We start from the raw sequence: 16,222 nt of genomic DNA on the forward strand, positions 1-16,222 counted from the left end.
CGCACAGCAACTCTCGCGATGCCTGCGCTCGCGACTGGCCACTGGCCACCTTCGCCACCGCCATGCACCGTCGCAGGGTGAGCGGGCAGCCAGTCCTCTCACCCCAGCGAATCAGGCGCCTGCGGTCTCGACTGCGTAGGCGGAGCTGTTCCCCCTGTGGCAGGGCTCGCTTCTCCTTCTGGTTCTTGCGCACACAAGGCCGAACGGAGCGGGTTCCTGCCGCTTCCCCACCCGTCCAGCGCCGGCCTACCCTCCGGGCCGATCGGGAATCACGCCTCGCCGTTTAGAAGCTCGTGAAATCAATCTGCAGGACGGGTGTGTCCGCTTCGATGTCGCGCCGGAACCGCCCCCACCGGTCGAGCGTGCTCTCGTCGAGCACGGCCGGGTCGCGATACTGGTGGAACAGCGCGTAATTCATCGAGCGCTGGAGCGCGAGCAGGTCCGGCACGGCCGCGAGCCACTCGCGCTCCATCCGTCGGAGCTCCCGATACCCTTCGAGGAACGGCCCCAGGAACGCAGCGGCCGCTTCGTCGCGCGCCTCTCGAGCCTCGCCTCGCGCGATGTAGAAGAGGAGTACCGCGATGTCCTTGACGAACCACGCGTACTCGCAGTTATCGAAGTCGAACGCGGTGATCTTCCCTTCGGCGAAGCAGAAGTTGTGCATGTGGAGATCGGCGTGGATCAGCCCGTAGCTCTCCGGTGTTCGCGGTAGCTGGTTCAATCGCGCGATGATCGCCGCGGTGCGCTCGCGAACGAGCTTCTCCTCGGGAGGCGCGAACCGGTCGATGTCGACCACGTCGTACTCATGCCATTCCTGGCGCTTGAGCCTGGGGCTCGAAGGCGCGTAGGTCTGGGCGCGGTTGTGGAGCCGCGCGAACAGCCGGCCCAGGTCGCGGAACAGGGGGGGCTTCCAGTAGCGCTCCTTGAGCGGAGGCGCGTCGTCGAAGACGATGCCCGGCGCGCGCTCGAACGCGGTGGCGACGAAGTAGCTGCCGGGCTCGCGGTCTTCAATCCGCTCCACGAACTGCCCCGAATCGGAGAGGACCGGCGAGGCGATGGGAATGCGCGCGGCGGCCAGATAGCGAACGAACTCGACCTCACCCAGCGTGTAGTCGATCGTTCGCCGCGTACTGTGCGAGATCCGCAAGATCAGGCCCTCGCCGTCGTCGTTCTCCGCCTCGTAGACGAAGTTCTCGAAGGCCGTGAGCTCGGTGAGCTGCTCGGGCGACAGGCCATACCGGCGCGCAGCCTCATCGCGAATCGGTTCGTGGAAGCGGCGGACGAGCTCTGGATGCATCGGACCCTCTAGTCCTTCAAGGTGAGGCTGCTCTCACCGTAGCCCAGCACGGTCGAGGCAGAGTCGCTGGTGACCAAGACGCCCAGGCCGCGCGCGAGGGTCTCCGCCAACGGGGGGCCATTGCGCGGCCGCGTGAACACAGCCAGGTCCGTGCCGGTCAGGGGATGATCCGGGCGCCGGAGCCGCTGGTTCAGCATCGCTTGCTCGCGCTCGACGACGCGCAGGCACCGGCGCTCGAGGGCGAACGCGCTGGCAGCGACGCCAGCGAGCTCACCGCAGAGGGGCTCCGCCACGACCTTGTCTCCCGGCAGCCCATGCGCGAAGAGCTCGGCCAGTCGCCGCTGGCTCGTGGCCTGCTCGGCGGGATCCAGCTTCGCCAGCTCGTCCAGCGAGGTGCCCTGAGGCGTGCCGGGGAACGCCTCGCCGATGCGCGCGAACAACCAGCGGCTGAGCTTGATCTCGCGCTGGTATGTCTCGGCGAGTGGGAAATCGTCCCGGAGCAACGGGTAATGCGCGACATCGATGGGCGCCTCCACGCACTCTTGCAGCGCGGTGCGCGGGAGGTGTCCGGCGAACGCCGCCCGGAGCCGTTCGTGGAGCAGCCCCTGGGTCGCGCCGAGGAAGCGGACCACCGATTCGACGCGCTGCCCGAGCAGGCCGTAATCGATCGCGGCGTCGAGATCGCCGAGGCGCGCTGCGATGTCGGGCTGGGCCTCGATGGGTGCCGGGGCCGAGCCGGTCAACACCTGCAGATATTCGTTGATCAGCGCCGGCGGCCCGGCGCACACGCCGTGCGGACCATGGAAGACCGCGTGACGCTCGGCATAGTCCACGATCGTTTGCGCGGTGACGGGCTGCTCGGGGGCGTCGCGCACCAGGTCGTTGGTGACCAGGCGAACTCCGTCGATCAGCCGGAACATGGCCGCGAGCCCGCTGTCGAGCTCTCCGTTCGGCACCGGATGGGTGCCCCGCACCAGCACGTACCCGACCGACGCGAGCGTGCAGACGACCATCATGTGGAGCTCGCCCGCCGTGAGCACGCCCGGGGTCCGGGGTGGCATGCGCGCGAGGAAGGCCTTGCGGAACTGCTCGGTCAGCGAGAGCAGGTCCGGCCACTGACGCGCCATGGCCTTCATCGCGGTCACGTTCATCGGGAGTTCGTTCTGGTACCGGCTCCCGGCGTATTGGCACTGCTTGCGCACGGTGGGGAGATCGAGGAACAAGGTGCGCGGTGCGACGTTGTTCTCGCCCACTTGCCGGCCGTCACCGTCGAGCGCCGGATGCGCCACGCGGTAGACCGGCACGACCACCTCGAGGTTCGAGAGCTCGAACGCCCGTCCGAACGCCTGTTCGGTCAGAAAGGGACAACGATTGTCGCGGGCGCTGAACGTGAGCGGCTCACGCCCGGCTGGCACCTCACCCAACCGCTCAGGGAAGGACACCGCGGTGCGGCCCGTGGGCGCATCCGAGACCCGCCTCAACACCCGCTGTTCGATCAATGCTTCGAGCAGGTCCCGGATCTTGTCCCAGGAATGGGGCGCGCCGTCCGACCACGCCATGGCGTCGGAGGCTTGAAATTGCTCGACCTGGAGCAGCTTCTCGCCCAGGGGCGCGATGTCCGGCTCGTCGAAGATGAGCTCCACCTCGCCATAGAAGAGGTGCAGGACCTGCTGGCCATTCCCTGCGTCGAGCCGGTCGTGCGTGAGCCGCTTTCGATTGGGAATGTAGAGCATCTCATCCGCTTGCAGCTGTGCCATGGCTTCTCACTCCCGCTCCAGTGTGACGTCGCGCGACCAGGTGCCGCCGAGCGAGCGATAGACCTCGACGCGATGGTTGAGCAGCAGCCGTTGCGCTTGCAGACTCGCGCGCTCGAGCCCGACCAGATTCGTCAGGGCGGAGAGCACCGTCAGATAGTCCGATTGCCCCTGCTCGAAGATCCGCCTCGCCTCGTCCAGGAGCTGCCGCCCGAGCTGGACCTGCGCGCGCAGGCTGCGCAGGCTCGTCGCCTCGTTCTCCTCCTGGACCACGGCATCCTGCACCCGTCCGATCGCGGTGTGCAGCGCGAGCTGGTATTGGACGTGGCGACGCTGGAGCTGGATCGGCAGTCGCAAGTACTCGGTGACTCGCCTTCCATCGAACAGGGCCCAGGTCAGGCCCACCCCGACGACGGACTCGCCCAGGACCGGCTCCTTGAGGCCGTACTTCGAAGCGCCCACGTTGCCCACCAGTTGGATCGTCGGAAGCCAGCTCGCCAGGTTCGCGTTGATGCGGTGCTCGACCTCGGCGACGCGCAGCTCCGCGAGCCGCATCTCGGGCGTGTTCGCGTTCAGGTCGCCCGGCGTTCCGAGTTTCGGAGGGGGCGGGAGATCGGGAAGCTGTCGATCGAGTGGAATGACGTCGTCGGCGGGGCTGGGTACCCGGCCCAGCAGCGCCTTCAGCTCCGAATTCAAGAGCGCGTTCCGGGTGGCGATCAGCGGCACCTGCGATTCGAGGTTCAACAGCAGCTGCTCCTGCTGCAGCACCACGAGCCGGGGCGTGAGGTGCTGCTCGAACCGCGCTCGAATCAGCTGGAGCAGCTCCTTGTTGTAGTCGATCTGCCGCAGCGTGAGGTCCCGGAGCGCGCGGGCCTCGAGGATGTCGAACCAGATCTGGGTGATCCGCACCGCGAGGTCCTGGACGCGGCCCTCGGTGAGCTGCCGCTGCTGCTCGGCGAAGTTCAATCCCGCGCGCCGCTGCGCATCGAGGGCGCCAAACAGGTCGACCTGGTAGGCCACGCCGACACCGACGGTGGCGACGCTGTACTCGGTCCGGGTTGGCGGCGCGGGCGGAACGTTGGCGACGACATGACTCAGCCCCGCCGGGTTCAGGATGCCGACCTGGAGCGGGTACCACCAACCTTGCGGCACGGCGGGGTCGAGCTGGTTCTCGTAGATCAGCTCCCGCGCGTCGCGCAGGGCCAGGTTGTCGCCGAAGCACTCCTGGATGGCCGTGTCGAGAGCCGGATCGGCGAACGCCGTCCACCAGACTGCGTCCTGGGTGATGGGCTCGGCTGGCTGCGCGGGCACGCCCTCCTCCGACGGCCGCGGGCTTGGAACCCCGCCCTCGGGGGCGCTGGACGGTTGGGGCGGCTCGGGGCGCGGATCGACGGCGGTCGAGTAGCTGCTCGGCGCCAGAGGCGGTTCGACGACGACGGGACGGATCAGCTCGCAACCGGAGCAGAGCGTCGCGAGGAGGGCGAGCGTGAATCGAAGTCTCATGGGTGGCTGACGACCACGAGGGCTTTCGCGTGGTTGAGGACGCAGCGCTGCGCGACCCGCATGGTCTCGGGATCGAGGGAGGCGAAGCTCTCATCGAGGATGACCAGCTCGACCCCCTGCAGCAGCGTGCGCGCGATGTAGAGCCGGCTCTTCTCGCCGTGCGAGAGTTGCCAGCCGGTCTCGCCGATCATCTCCTCGAGGCCGGCGGGCATCTTGGCGATCAGCTCGTCCAGCCCGAGCTCCTTGCACAGCGCGGCGGCCTTGGTCCGCAGCTCGGGCGAGGTCGGCCACTCGCGCCCGAGCAGGAGATTGTACGCGAAGCTGCCGGACAGGACGTGGTTCTCGTGGAACTGCGGCGCGGCGGTGATGCGCTTGCGCCAGCCCGAGGAGCCGAACGTCGCGCGGTCCAACGCGTGCAGCAGCATCACACCGCCCTGCGGCGTCCTCAGGCCCGTCAACAGCGACACCAGCGTCGACTTGCCACCGCCCGATGGGCCCTCCAGCAGGATGCGGTCGCCCTGCGCGATCTGGAACGAGCAGTTCTCGAGCACCGGCCGGGTGCGCGCGTCGTGCCGGAAGGTCACGCCCCGCGCCTCGATGAGGGTTCCGCCGGCGGCGTCGGTGGGCTTGCCTCCCTCCATTTCGAGAGGGACTTTCGATTCGAGCTCGGGGCGGCCCACCGCGAGCAACAAGTCGCGGATCTGCTCGAACGACACCGCCGCCTGGGAGACCTGCTGGAAGTAGACGGCGACCTCGTCGAAGGCTCGCAGCGCGAGCAAGATGCCGCCCACGGACACCGCCAGCGCGCTGGGATTGGCCGTACCGCTGCTGAACGCCGGCAGCAAGGTCAGCAGGGCGAGCACCAACCAGCCGTCGCGCAGGAGCGCGGTCAGCTGCATGGTCCGGCGATCCATGACCTTCGAGATCTCTGAGTAGGAGCTCAAGCGGACGTCTTCGCCATCATGCCAGCGCTCGAGTGGAAGCTGCGCCAGCCGCGTTCGATGGCCGAGCATGCGCTCGAGCAGGTCGTGGGTGATCTCGACGCGCGCGCTCGACCACGCCCGCTGGACGCCGTAGTGGCGGCGCGCGAGGACGAACGCGACCACGACCCACAGGACGAGCACCATCGCCTGGGGCCACCCTCCCGCCCCGAGCACGAGGATGACGCCCGCCAGGATCAAGTCGACGAGTGACAACACCGCGAGCAGGGCACCGCCGACCGCGAGCTGCTCGACGACCTCGGCCTCGGCGACGCGGCCGAAATGGCGGCCGATGCCGTCGAGCCGCACCTCGTCGGGGGTCAGCTTGAGGGTTCCCGCGAGGAGCTGCTGCTTCAGCAGCGTTCCGAGCCGGATCGAGAACACGCCCTGCCACCACACCTCGAGCATGCGCAGCGGAATCGCGCACGCGATCACGGCGATCCACCCCAGGAACCAGCCGGTCTCGAGGTGGGCCTGGAGCGCGGCGCGACCGAGCAACCAGAACGAGCCAGCCAGCACCAGCGAGAGGAGCGTGTGGCTCACGAGGATGCCGGCGGCGAGCGACGGGATGTCGCCGAGCAGCGTCCGCCGGCTCGCGGTGCGCCTGGGGCGCATGATCCAGCCGGTGCGCAGCTGCGCCTGGCCAAGCCGCTGCAGCAGCATCCGTGAGCGGGCGTGCTCGCGCGCACGGGGCGACATCTCCACGCCGCCGAGCAGCTGGTCCACCTCGGAGACGGTGGCTTCCTGCTCTTCGCGCAGGAGCGCGAGCGCGCTCTTCGTCTGGACCGAAACCGCCGTGGCGTCGCGCGCGAGCAGGCGCAGCTTCCCGCGCCGCGTCCCCAGCAGCACCAGATAGGACGGGACGCCGTCTCGCCGGACCTGGAGGATGCAGGGCGCGGCGCGTTCGAGGACGTCGGGCAGCTCGTGGTAGAGCGGCGTGATCGGCTCGAGCTCCACGCCGAGTCGATCTCCGAGCGCGAACATCCAGACCCGGCTCGGCTCGACGGCCGCCGCGGGCGGAGCGATCTCGCCCGCGGCCCTGCCATAGCCTTGCCTCTGCGCCAGCTGCTCCAGCGCGTCGGGCAGTCGCTCGACCGGCCACAACAGGTCGGAGTGCGAGCGCGTCATCCCGCCAGCTCCAACTTGCCTGCGACGGGCTCCGCGACCGGCGTCTCCACCGGCTTCGGCGCCGGCCTCTCCACCAGCTGGCCGTGCGAAAGCCACCAATGGCGCCAGCTCCCTCCGCCCCAGAGCAGCGTGCGATTCTCCTGGTCGGCGCGAAGGAGCACGGCGTACCGCGACTCCTTGTTCGCGAGCAGCTCCTTCGGCGGCCCGTTCTCGAGGATCCGACCGTTCTCGATCACGAGCACGCGATCGAACTCCTGGGTGTGCTCGACGTCGTGGGTGACACAGAGGAGCGTGATGTCCGCCCAGAGCCGCCGGGACTCGGCGAGGAGCCGCGCGCGCCGGTCGCGATCGAGACCGCGAAAGGGCTCGTCGAGGATGGCCAGGCGCACGCCGGAGCGAAGCATCGCGCGCGCCAGGCGCACGCGCTGACCCTGGCCGCCCGAGACCAGCCCTCCGCCTTCGCCCAACGACGTCTGCAGCCCGTCTGGAAGCGCCTCGAGGATGTCGAGCATCTCGGCGCCCTTGAGCGCCCCCGACAGTGACCAGCCGTGCGCGCCGTCGTTGCCATACCGGAGGTTGTCGATGAGGCTCTGGTTCCAGAGACTGATCGCCGGATCCACCCAGGCCGTGGTGCGCCGCAGCCGCTCGACAGCGGCCTGATCGAGCACCTGCCCGTCGATCTTGATCTCGCCGCGCGCCGGCCGGAGCCAGCCGAGCAAAAGGCCGACCAGCGTCGACTTGCCTGCTCCAGAGACACCGACCACGGCCACGTGCTCGCCGGGGGCGATGTTCAAGGAAACCTTGTCGAGGATGGTGTGACCGCCGCCTTTCACGCGGACCTTCTCCATCACGATCGAAACGCCGCTCGCGGCGTCCGCGGGCGCGACAGGCTCCTGCGCTGGCGCCTCGGGTCGGGCCGGCGGATCCTTGATATCGCCGATGACGTCGAGGAGCCGGCGAACCCGGTTCATCGCATTCGGGAACGCGCGGCTCAGCATCATCAGCCGCTGGCCGAGGATGGGGAACCGCAGCGCCCAATAGACGACCAACAACACCAGCGAAGCCCGATCGGTGCCCTCGAGGTACGAATAGACGAGCAGCATGACGAGGCCGTAGCTCACCAGCATCAGCCCGCCTTCGAACCCGACCGACAGCGTCTGGAGCCAATAGCGCGCCTTGCTCCAGCTGACGAGCAAGGTCTCCTGCGCGCGGCGCAGCGACCGCTCGGCGCCGTGGATCCGGATCGGCGTGAGCCCGACGAGCGCGTTCAGGGTGAATCCGCTGAGCGCGCCTGAGTGCATCTGCACGCGCAGGTCGGGCTCGAAGAGCAGCTTCTGCGCGACCAGGGGCACGAGCAGCGTGACCGCCGCGAGCACGAGCACGATGTGCCATGCGTGCGGTGCGGCCCAGATGAGCGCGGCAGTGATGCTCGCGACTTCGAGCGACAGGACCAGGGCCTGCGAGAGCAGGAGCGGCAGCGACCGCATCGCCTGGATGTTGTGCGTGCGAGACGCCATGTCGGAGGCGAGCCGGCTCTGGAAATAGCGGTCCTCCATCTCGGGGAGCTTCTCGAAATACGCCTTCCGCAGCCGAACCTCGAGCCGGCGGCCGATGCCGAGCAATCCCAATGAAATGGGGATTTGGATGAGCATGAAGCAGAGCGCGACGCCCGCGAGAACGGCCATGCCCGTCGCACGCTGCGCGAACGTGCCGAGGTCGCGCCCCAGGTCGAGCACGCCACGGAGCATCAGCGCTTGCAGGATCCGCCCGAAGGTGGCGAACACCAGTCCCACCGCAATCAGGCCCGGAACGACCCACGAATCTTCGCCTCGCAGGCGGAGCAGCGTTCGCGCCGGGCTCACCTGCCTGGCGACGAGCTCCGTCGCCAGGTCGCTCGCGAGCACGGCTCTCGGCGCGTCTTCGCCCGCGCTCGAAGCCTCGCGCCAACCGCGAACCCGCATCAGCACCGCGCCGGTCATCGACAGCTCGCCCTCCACCTCGGGGTTGGGGCGAACGGACCAATAGGCAGCGGGAATGGGCACTTCGCCGGAATCGTCCTTCGCCATCATGGATTGCAGCAGACCCGCCGCCGTCCGGCCTCGCCGGACGGCGCCCGCGCGGATCATCGCTTCGGACGCCCGGCACGCGGCGTCGAGCCTGGCGATCGACAGATGCCCGGGGTCCTTGAGTGCCCGGGCAACCAGCGCCCGCGCCTGCGTCTCACCCAGCTCCAGCAGGCGGCGCTCGAACGTCGCGACCGCCTCCTCGGACCCAGCCCATTCGCGCCAGCCGGTCGCCGGGACGGACGTGGTGTGCTGGTACAGGTGGCTCAGCAGCGTCGAAATCCGGGTCCAGTGACGGCCCGCCGCCGGGTCCATGACCTGGATGAACGGGCCGACGCGATTCCACAGCACCACGAAGTGCGGCCGTCCTCCCGCGCTGAGCGTGACGATGATGGCGGGAAGCGCCTTGGCTTCGGGGACCACCACGTGATCGAGCGGAAGCATCACCTGCTCGGAGTCGAGCCCGAGCTGGTTCGCGACTTCATCCAAGGTGACGATCGAGGTGCCATCGACGTCCGTCTGACACACTTCGCGAAGGACGCGATAGTTGAGCTCGGCGCCCATCCCCGCGAACAGGCTCTTGAGTGAAGCGGGGCCGCAATCCGTCGCCGAGATCTGGATCACCTCGGGAATGATCGAGCGCCGGCGCCTGGGAGGAGTCATGGTCAGCGGGCCTCGGCTTCGGGCCGAAACACGGTCGTGGGCCCTTCTTCAGGCTGCGGATTCCATTCGCCGACCGCCCGCATCAGCAGCGCGACAGGCGACGCCCGCGCGACCTCGACCTCCACCACCAGGGTCATGCCGTGGCGCAGCTGGATGCGAGGATCGTCCGGCGGTGCGAACTTGAGCTCGACGCGCACCGTACCGGGGATGGCCTCGGGCGTGGCGGTCTGGCCGGGCTCGGTCCCGACGGCCGTCACCCTGGCGGGGACCGTCCCGTAGATGGTCATCGGGTAGCCGTCGAGCTTGAGGCGCGCCGTTTGACCGGGCTGGATCAATCCGACGACCTCCTTCGGGAAACGGGCGCGCACCCGCACCTCGGCATCGCTCGCGACGATGGTGCCGACCCGCTGCCCGTCGGCGATGAACGCTCCCGCGCCGAGCTCCGCCACGTCGACCAGGTGGCCCGTGGCCGGCGCCCGATACAGCTTCCGCTCGATCTGGTACTCAAGGCGGTCGATGGTGCCCTGGAGGTCCCGGATCCGCCCCTCGGCGCCCAGCTCCTCGCGCTCGAGTGCCAGCAGCTGCGCGGCGAGGGCTTGACGGCGCACGTTCTGCTCGTGCCGCAGTCGGGTGAGCGCCAGGCCCTGCGCCGTCTGCGCGAAGCGGAGCGCGTCGACATCGGTCGTGCGCTCGAGCTTCTCCATCTCCGAGACCGAGCCCGTCGGGCTCTTGAGGGCCAGCTGCTCGCGTTCCACCGCGAGCCGGTGCCTGGGCGCGAGCTCCTGCTCCCTCCCCAGCGCCTCCTTGACCGCGACCTCGTCCACCCGTGCCGTCAAAGCCGCCTCTTCGCGCTTGTTGGTGATCTGCTGGCGGATGATGGCGAGCTCCGTCTCGGTCGCGGAGAGCGTCGCCTTACTCCGCTCGAGTTCGAGGCGCTCGACCCGTGCGTCGAACTCGATGAGAAGGTCGCCTTCCTTGACCTCCTGGTCGAGTTTGAGCAGCGAGAGCACGACCCTGCCCGCGCTGGGCGGCTCGATGCGATGGACGGCGTTGTGTGGCTCGATCCGGGCCTGTGAGCTGGCCTTGACGAGCGGAACCTTGGCGAACAGCGACCAGGCGATGAGCCCGCCAGCGCACAACACCATCAGAGCGACGAACACGAGGCGCGTGTCCGACTCGTAGTTCAGGGAACGAAGGGTCCGCTCGAAGGGATATGCCATGGTCCGCGAACCAAAGTCGCCTTAATGGTCGCGCCGTGTCAACACCTCGGCCCCTGCTTTGTGATTCACGCCCCCATTGGATGAATACAGGCGCCACGATGCGACGCGGGACTTCGTCCGCATCGCCGCAATGCGTTGCACATTAATCCCTGGTTCGATTTGACATCCAGCTTTGAGTACACGTAGCGTTCAATTCGAAAGGAGGCACGACATGAAGATCAAGATCCACGTTCGCGGCGGCCCGAAGGCGCGTTAGTAGTGATGCGTTTTGACGCCAGCTGTCGAGGCTGGTCGTTCCTCGTTTCCGATTATCAGAGGGGGGGTTGATGGGGATCTTCCATCAGCCCCTCTTCTCATTTCTGGCAACGTCTTGATTTGGGCCGTACCTCAACCCCAACCTTGCAAGTCGGGCAGGTTCGCTCGCCATTTGTCCGTGCTCCGCCGTGTGCCGCGCCAGAATTGATGAGCGAATCGGCCTGCTTGAAATGACTTAGCACCCTCCTCCGACCTGCTGAGTCAGCCCCCCTCGGCTGGTCATCACGGTTTCAATGTTTCAATGGCAGCAGCTCGCCTCCATCCAGGGGCTGCACGTCACCTTCACCGACGCCAACAAGGACGGCCTCGCCGACGCGCTGCACTACAGCCCAGGCAGCGGCTGTGACGGGCCGGGGTAATGGATCGCAGTCGGGTCACCCAAGCTGTTCGTAGCGGAGTCGGCCAAGCGGATCGCAGTCCGGAGCCGTTGGGGCAGCGGTCGCACGCCCGGCGTGGCGCGGGCCTCTACAGCACCTGCGAGGAGCACCTGCCCCAGCACCGCGCCGACCTGCGCCACCGCAGGAGGCACGCGCGGCGCAGCTGGGCGAGGAGGTGCTCACGTACGTGCGTGCCGTCTTCGACTCCGACGACGTGCTGTCGCAGCTGCGCGCGGTGCAGGCCATCGTCACGCACCTGGAAGGCTTCCCGCCCGAGCTCGCACGCGCGGCCGCCCGGCGAGCCCACTACTACGGCACGTACAGCTACGGAGGCCTCAAGAACCTCCTGCGCCAGGGGCTGGACCTGCACAGCCGCTGCCGCTGGCGCTCGCCTCCCCGGCGAGCTTCACCGCCAACGCGGCGCATGAGCGGTACGAAGCGCAGACTGGCAAGGAGGGGGCCGGGGAGACCGAGCACCAGGAGCACTCCCTGCAGAGGGAATAGTCGACCTCTCCGCAAGCGGGCGGATGGGACCGGCGGGGATCATCCTCGAAGTACCGCTACAGCGATCCTTGAGCGGCTGAACAGTCAAGCCGGTGAGCCGGGCTCCACCGGTGCCGGGGCATCCACGTCGATGCCGTCCCGGCGCAGCGACTCCGCGCCCGCCGCCTCGGCCAGCGTGCCTGGCGGGTTGTCATACCAACCCGGGTCCTTGTAGCCGTCCAGTCGCGCACGGACCTTGAGCACGGTGAACATGCCGCCCATGGTGATGAAGTCGTGCTTGCCCTGGCGCCCCCCCATGGGGATGGAATTGGGCGGGACAGGCATCCCCATCTCGCCCATCCCCGCCATGCCCGTCTGGCCCATCGTCATGTAGCCGGGCAGCAGCGCGCGCACCTTCGCGTCCAGCCCACCCGGTTTCACGCCAATCATGTTGGGGAAGGCATGGCCCATCTGGTTCATCAGGTGGTGCGTCATATGGCAATGCAGGGCCCAGTCGCCGGGCGCGTCCGCCACGAACTCGATGGCGCGTGCGCTGCCCACGGGGACGAGCACCGTCGTCTCCGGCTGCCGCGCGGACTCTGGAACAGGCCCGCCGTCCGTCTCGGTGATGCGGAAGTGATAGCCATGCTGCCGTGCCAGTGCACGGTGGTGGGCGTGGGCAGCCGGTTGGTGACGTAGATGCGCACCCGGTCCCCCTCTACCGCCTCGATGGTGGGCCCATGGACCCGGCCGTTGTAACCCCAGCAGAAGGCCTTCAGCCCGGGCGCGAACTCATGCTCCACCTCCTCGGCCACCAGGTGGAAGACCTTCACGCCGTCCACCACCTTCCACGGCAGCTTGGAGCCATTGGGCACCACCACGGGCTGGTAGTCCCGGCCGGGCATCCCGGGGCGCGGCCCGCGAGTCCCCTGGGCTTCCGGCCGGGCGCGAGCCTCGGAGCCGCTCAGCAGCATCGCGCCACCCGTGAGGGTAGCGCCCGCTGTCGCCAGCATGCTTCGCCGGGTCAGGGTTCCCATTCCTCCCGCCTCAGGAAGGCTTCCAGGGGGTGCCCTGCGCTCCGAGGTTCCGGGGACGTCCTCCTCGCGAACCGGAGCGTGCGCGGACTCAGTCGTTCGGGTGCTCATGGGGGACCTCGTGGCCATGCTGTGATGGCAGCCAGGAAGAGGACCCGTGTCGATGTCCCGCGGTCCATGAGGTTCACCACCTCACGGCCCCGAGGAATGATGCCGCCTCACGCGGCGAGCCACCGCCTCCCCCCACGTCCCACTCTGGCCTGGCCAGGCCGGCCTCCAGCTCCGGCAGCAGCTTTTCCTTGGGGAAGTTCGAGCCTGGGAGGAACTGCCATGAGGAAGCTTGGATACGGTCTGCTCATCACCACGGGACTGCTCTTTGGACCGCTCGCCGGAGCCCAAGGCACTGGGCAGGCACCCAACCCGGAGCGACAGACGAACGCGCCCGCGCAGCAGCAATCTGGCTGTCCCTGCGGAATGATGGGCGGCGGGATGATGGGCCATGGCATGGGCGGAGCGGGAATGCACTGCCCCATGCACGGAATGGCGGACGTGAAGGTGGAGCAGACGCGGACCGGGGCCCTTCTGCGGCTCACCGCGAAGAACCCCGGCCAGGTCGAGGAGGTCCAGCGCATGGCGGAAGGGATGCAGCGCTGCATGAGCGGAAGCGGCACCCCACCGCAGGGGCACCCGTCCCCGTCAGAGTCCCGTTAAAGGGAGAACCTCACGCCCACCCGTTCATGCAGCAGATGAACGCTCGTGCCGAGCACCCGCACGTAGGTATAGGCAGCGGCCACATTGAGCGAGAACCATCGGTTGGGGTGCCACTCCACCCCGGCCCAGACCTCCGGGAAAGCGCCCAGGCGCGACTCGAAGTTGGGATCCGACTCCCCGTCATCGTCATCGAAGTCGAGGTCGAGCGATTGCACGGTGGTGACGAGAGGGAGCCCCAGAAACTCCCTGCCCGCTCCCGCGGCTCCGAGCTTCAGCCCGGCACCGAGGTACGGAACCCATCGCTGGTCCGCATCGCCGCGCCAGCGGTAGAGCAGCCCCGGGGTGACGCCCAGCTCGGAGAAGGTGGAATCCCCGGAGCCGCCGACCCCCACCTCCAGCGGCAGGCGGAACGCCCACCGGGAACCGAGATCCACCTGGAACGCGGCCTGGAGGCTGACGCCTACCGCGACCCGGCCGCCCGAGAACGCCTGAACGGGCCCCAGTGAGAGGGGCTCCAGGTTGACTCCCGCACCGAAATAGCCTGAGCGCGGCACGTCACCCGCGGGCGCGGTCGATGCGAGGACGACGACAAGAAGAGGTACGAGCGTCACTTCATCTCCAGAGGGTCAGAAAGAAGTCTCGGGCCAGCCGAGGGGGGACGGAGCCACCACCCCGACTCTACCGGGTCACCGCGTCAACCGTTGCATTCTGCTCTCACGGAAGGGACTCGCGGGCAGTGACCCGTCAGGGGGACAGGGAGTAGATCCAGGCGCTGTCCAGATGAGATTCTATTTCCGTTGCGCCTCGCTGTTCGTGATGGGACTGGCCCTGTGTGAGTTCGGCTGCGCGGTCTGCCCCCTGGGGGTGGCCCCCTCCCCGCGGAATCCGATCGCGGGGGCTTCGAGCATCATGCGCTGGAGCAAGCCCCAGCGGCTCTCCGCCGGGCCGTCGCTTTCGTGGGAGCACACGCGCGTGGCGGCGGGCCCCTCCGGGAGCGCCTTCGCCGTCTTCGCGCATGGCACGACCCAGAACGCGCCCCACGACTACACGGCGATCTACGCCAGCCGTTATGACGCCACGTCCGACACATGGACGCCCGAGCAGCCGCTCCAATCCCAACCCGGCAACCTTCTGCGGAGCAGTCTGGCCGCGGATGAGCAGGGAAATGCGCTCGCTGTCTGGCTTCAGCAGACCCCGGCTGGCAACACCTTCTTCGCAAGCCACTTTTCGGCGGCGACAGGCCAATGGAGCCTCGCGCTACAGCTCACGTTCCCCGTTGACGACACACCCACCATGCGCCTGGCCATGTCTCCCACGGGCGATGCAGTCTTCGTCTGGACAACCCTCTGCAAAACGCTGTGCAAGCCCGCCGAGCACCGGGTGATGGCCATGCGCTATGGGGTGGCCAGCAACCGGTGGGTCCAGCCGCCGGTGCCCCTCAATTCGGCGCGTGACACCCCGTCTCTCTGGCCCGCCGCCGCCCTCGACGCGAACGCTAACGCGCTCGTGCAGTGGCAGCAGGCGGACACCCGCGGGACCCAGGCCATTCATGGCAGCACGTACAACGCCGACACGTTCCAGTGGTGTGGCGATGCCATCCTGAGCCGAACGAACTACGGCGCGGCCACGACGCCCGCCATCGCCATGGACGCGGCGGGCAACGCGCTCGCCGCCTGGCCACAGCACTTCTCGACGCTGAGCGGCGAACTGATGCAGGGAATCGACGCACGCCGCTACGACCGCAAGAGCAACGCATGGCAGCCCGCCGAGCGCATCGATTCGCACATCTCCGACTACGGAGGCATGTTCAACCCGTCCATCGTCGTCGCGACGAACACGGGCGACGCACTGGCCGGCTGGCTGTACATCCCCCACCCTCCGCCCCTCACCGGGGCCGCCGAGGGGCGCGTGTACATCGCGGCGAACGAGGCCTGGGACATCCGTCCGCGCTTCGACCGCAGCGTCGACCCGAACAACCCTCGGCTCGGAGGCACCGTGCCTGGCGGATATCCAGTGCTCGCCTCCGACCCGGCCGGTGACCAGGTCGCTCTCTGGGCACAGTCCGACCACACAGCCTGGGCGAGCTACCAATATGCCCCTGGCAACTTCCGCCCCCCGGAACCCCTGCGGTCCGCGCCGGGAGCTGTCGTGGGCGCCATCACGGGGGCCATGGAGCTGAATGGACATGCAACGGCGGTGTGGATTGAGACCGCCGCGGATGGCGACAACCTCTGGGTCGCGCGCTACCAGTAGCGGTGACTCGTTCGAGGGGCCTCAGATGGCATGGTGACCATCAACGGTGGCGACAACGCATTCGCCACCAAGTTCGAGGAGCGCTTCCCCACCGAGCAGGTCTGGCAGAACGAGTACGACGCCTCTATGGCCCTGCGCGACGACGACATTTGAGCCGCCGGGCCAGGGCCTGCCGCCCCTCGGCCGGGCAGGCGCCGGCGCCAGGGCTGGGAGGGAGACCTCGTGCTGTCAGGACGTCCCTCCTCCCCCGTCCGAAGTTCTTGCGGTCACGGCCCTGGCCCGGTATACGGGCGGGGCTTCACGGCCAGGTAGCTCACCTGGTTAGAGCGGCGGTCTCATAATCCGCAGGTAGTCAGTTCAAGTCTGACCCTGGCCATCAAGCAGCCCCGGAGTCACTTTCCCAAGTGATTTCGGGGCTTTTTTCATGCCCCGTCCCCGCCC

At 68.3% G+C, this 16,222-nt stretch carries 13 protein-coding genes, 1 tRNA gene and 2 pseudogenes; 5 read left to right on the top strand and 11 right to left on the bottom strand.

Translation table 11 applies throughout. The features are described from left to right. Nucleotides 1-283: 283 nt before the first annotated feature. The 6 genes from D7V77_RS31705 to D7V77_RS31730 are packed head-to-tail and all read right to left on the bottom strand — an operon-like array spanning nt 284 to nt 10,548. Nucleotides 284-1,297 (bottom strand): phosphotransferase enzyme family protein, encoded by a 1,014-nt coding sequence (locus tag D7V77_RS31705; protein ID WP_120580022.1) that lies wholly within the window; start codon nt 1,295-1,297, stop codon nt 284-286. An 8-nt stretch (nt 1,298-1,305) separates the two neighbouring features. Then, entirely contained in the window at nt 1,306-3,054 is a 1,749-nt protein-coding gene (locus tag D7V77_RS31710) for a hypothetical protein (protein ID WP_120580023.1), read from the bottom strand. 6 nt (nt 3,055-3,060) lie between these two features. Next, complete coding sequence (locus D7V77_RS31715) at nt 3,061-4,554, bottom strand: TolC family protein (protein ID WP_120580024.1); 1,494 nt, start codon at nt 4,552-4,554, stop codon at nt 3,061-3,063. Beyond that, nucleotides 4,551-6,662 carry an ABC transporter ATP-binding protein gene (locus tag D7V77_RS31720; RefSeq protein ID WP_120580025.1) on the bottom strand — a complete coding sequence of 704 codons (2,112 nt, stop codon included), beginning with the start codon at nt 6,660-6,662 and terminating at the stop codon, nt 4,551-4,553. Before D7V77_RS31720 ends, D7V77_RS31715 begins: the two co-directional genes overlap by 4 nt. Continuing rightward, complete coding sequence (locus D7V77_RS31725; protein ID WP_120580026.1) at nt 6,659-9,388, bottom strand: ATP-binding cassette domain-containing protein; 2,730 nt, start codon at nt 9,386-9,388, stop codon at nt 6,659-6,661. Before D7V77_RS31725 ends, D7V77_RS31720 begins: the two co-directional genes overlap by 4 nt. Before the next feature lie 2 nt (nt 9,389-9,390). Continuing rightward, nucleotides 9,391-10,548: an HlyD family secretion protein gene (locus tag D7V77_RS31730; RefSeq protein ID WP_233597360.1), complete on the bottom strand. Its 1,158-nt coding sequence runs from the start codon at nt 10,546-10,548 to the stop codon at nt 9,391-9,393. 608 nt (nt 10,549-11,156) lie between these two features. On the opposite strand from D7V77_RS31730, the gene D7V77_RS45595 reads away from it, so the two are divergent. After that, a complete protein-coding gene (locus D7V77_RS45595; RefSeq protein ID WP_255424681.1) occupies nt 11,157-11,282 on the top strand; it encodes a hypothetical protein in 126 nt (41 codons plus the stop codon). 106 nt (nt 11,283-11,388) lie between these two features. On the opposite strand, the gene D7V77_RS43930 is transcribed toward D7V77_RS45595, so the two are convergent. From D7V77_RS43930 to D7V77_RS46040, 4 genes and pseudogenes are all read right to left on the bottom strand, one after another. Continuing rightward, the gene (locus tag D7V77_RS43930) at nt 11,389-11,556 is read right to left on the bottom strand and encodes a hypothetical protein (RefSeq protein ID WP_158624527.1); all 168 of its coding nucleotides are present in this window, start codon (nt 11,554-11,556) and stop codon (nt 11,389-11,391) included. Nucleotides 11,557-11,888: 332 nt separating this feature from the next. Beyond that, complete coding sequence (locus D7V77_RS45805; RefSeq protein ID WP_304485884.1) at nt 11,889-12,278, bottom strand: hypothetical protein; 390 nt, start codon at nt 12,276-12,278, stop codon at nt 11,889-11,891. Nucleotides 12,279-12,296: 18 nt separating this feature from the next. Continuing rightward, nucleotides 12,297-12,551: pseudogene (locus tag D7V77_RS46035) on the bottom strand (multicopper oxidase domain-containing protein); the annotation flags it as partial. Continuing rightward, nucleotides 12,488-12,946, bottom strand: a pseudogene (locus D7V77_RS46040) (copper oxidase); the annotation flags it as partial. The pseudogenes D7V77_RS46035 and D7V77_RS46040, both read right to left, overlap by 64 nt. A 201-nt stretch (nt 12,947-13,147) precedes the next feature. Between D7V77_RS46040 and D7V77_RS43365 the strand changes: the two are divergent. Continuing rightward, nucleotides 13,148-13,528 (top strand): hypothetical protein, encoded by a 381-nt coding sequence (locus D7V77_RS43365; protein ID WP_147452220.1) that lies wholly within the window; start codon nt 13,148-13,150, stop codon nt 13,526-13,528. Here the strand turns inward: D7V77_RS43365 and D7V77_RS31750 are convergent. Then, a complete protein-coding gene (locus tag D7V77_RS31750) occupies nt 13,525-14,139 on the bottom strand; it encodes a hypothetical protein (RefSeq protein WP_120580030.1) in 615 nt (204 codons plus the stop codon). The genes D7V77_RS43365 and D7V77_RS31750 overlap by 4 nt on opposite strands. 169 nt (nt 14,140-14,308) lie before the next feature. On the opposite strand from D7V77_RS31750, the gene D7V77_RS31755 reads away from it, so the two are divergent. The 3 genes from D7V77_RS31755 (at nt 14,309) to D7V77_RS31760 (ending at nt 16,157) form a co-directional block, all read left to right on the top strand. Then, nucleotides 14,309-15,781, top strand: coding sequence for a hypothetical protein (locus D7V77_RS31755; RefSeq protein ID WP_147452221.1), 1,473 nt, complete (start codon nt 14,309-14,311; stop codon nt 15,779-15,781). Nucleotides 15,782-15,811: 30 nt separating this feature from the next. Continuing rightward, entirely contained in the window at nt 15,812-15,934 is a 123-nt protein-coding gene (locus tag D7V77_RS45600; protein ID WP_255424682.1) for a hypothetical protein, read from the top strand. Nucleotides 15,935-16,083: 149 nt separating this feature from the next. Further along, nucleotides 16,084-16,157 (top strand) — tRNA-Ile (locus tag D7V77_RS31760). Nucleotides 16,158-16,222: the final 65 nt, after the last annotated feature.

The organism is Corallococcus sp. CA041A (assembly GCF_003612075.1).
Classification (GTDB): Bacteria; Myxococcota; Myxococcia; order Myxococcales; family Myxococcaceae; genus Corallococcus; species Corallococcus exiguus.

Bases quoted from the DNA above. Each gene is read 5' to 3' on its own strand.
- D7V77_RS31705 (WP_120580022.1), bottom strand. From the start codon at position 1,297: ATGCATCCAGAGCTCGTCCGCCGCTTCCACGAACCGATTCGCGATGAG.
- D7V77_RS31710 (WP_120580023.1), bottom strand. From the start codon at position 3,054: ATGGCACAGCTGCAAGCGGATGAGATGCTCTACATTCCCAATCGAAAG.
- D7V77_RS31715 (WP_120580024.1), bottom strand. From the start codon at position 4,554: ATGAGACTTCGATTCACGCTCGCCCTCCTCGCGACGCTCTGCTCCGGT.
- D7V77_RS31720 (WP_120580025.1), bottom strand. From the start codon at position 6,662: ATGACGCGCTCGCACTCCGACCTGTTGTGGCCGGTCGAGCGACTGCCC.
- D7V77_RS31725 (WP_120580026.1), bottom strand. From the start codon at position 9,388: ATGACTCCTCCCAGGCGCCGGCGCTCGATCATTCCCGAGGTGATCCAG.
- D7V77_RS45595 (WP_255424681.1), top strand. From the start codon at position 11,157: ATGTTTCAATGGCAGCAGCTCGCCTCCATCCAGGGGCTGCACGTCACC.
- D7V77_RS45805 (WP_304485884.1), bottom strand. From the start codon at position 12,278: ATGACGCACCACCTGATGAACCAGATGGGCCATGCCTTCCCCAACATG.
- D7V77_RS43365 (WP_147452220.1), top strand. From the start codon at position 13,148: ATGAGGAAGCTTGGATACGGTCTGCTCATCACCACGGGACTGCTCTTT.
- D7V77_RS31755 (WP_147452221.1), top strand. From the start codon at position 14,309: ATGAGATTCTATTTCCGTTGCGCCTCGCTGTTCGTGATGGGACTGGCC.
- D7V77_RS45600 (WP_255424682.1), top strand. From the start codon at position 15,812: ATGGTGACCATCAACGGTGGCGACAACGCATTCGCCACCAAGTTCGAG.